Source organism: Rickettsia australis str. Phillips (assembly GCF_000273745.1).
In the GTDB taxonomy this organism is placed as follows: domain Bacteria; phylum Pseudomonadota; class Alphaproteobacteria; order Rickettsiales; family Rickettsiaceae; genus Rickettsia; species Rickettsia australis.
The window spans coordinates 1-887 of record NZ_AKVZ01000046.1; the positions used below are offsets into that span (position 1 = coordinate 1).

The window sequence follows — 887 nt, forward strand, 5'->3', positions numbered from 1 at the left end:
GCAAGCCTTACCGTCAGTATATGTGACGCCTTTTATTGCTTTTAGCTTAGTGCTTTCTTGTCCGCTACTGTGTGCACTCTCTGATTTTTTCTCCCTCGCTTCTTTTAAAATATTCTCAACAACGTATTTAAAACTGTCTTGTGCCTCAGAAAGAGCAATACTGTATGGATCAATCTTTAAATCTTTGATATTTAATTCTAATTCAAAAGCAATAGTAGGACTTGCACCGTCTAATTTAATGCTCTTTAAATTAGTAGCATGCTGGGTCATGCTACTATATAACCTTGTAATATTACCAACAGACTCGATATCTCTCTTCCATTCTCGCATCTTGCCGTGACACTCAAAAACTCGCACCCGTGCTTCTAAATACTCCTTAATGATTGACTGGTTACCGTCTAAGGTACCATCGCCCCTATAGTCTATTGCAAAACTATTATTAGCTCTTCTACTAACTGCAAGAATTAAGCCGATTAACCAATTAGGTATTTCATGTTGCATATGCTTTGCATATGACGAACCATCCTCGTTTGTAACCGTTTCAGGTAGCATTGCATAACTGTTAATCTTGAACTGATTTCTAACTTTCTCTGCGTCACTATCTGGACGCTGATACACTATATCTTCTAATTCTTGTGCGGAGGCATGAAGCTTAACGTACTGTCTATGACGGGACATGAGCACCAAAAACGCCTCATATCCAATAGAGCGGTCAAAATATACATGCAATCGGTCTACTGTCTCACCTTGCAATTTGTAGCCAGTTAATGCGTATCCATGATTTAATTTGATCCGCCTCTTATTATTTGCAGCGTCAGCCGCAGTATCAATATTGACTATATCATTTGAGCCATCTGCTTTATGGACTAATACCCGTAAAACCCCAT

The 887-nt window shown here is 38.9% G+C and carries 1 pseudogene; it reads right to left on the reverse strand.

From position 1 onward, the window contains the following. A pseudogene (locus A452_RS12345) lies at positions 1-678 on the reverse strand (hypothetical protein); the annotation flags it as partial. Positions 679-887 lie beyond the last annotated feature (209 nt).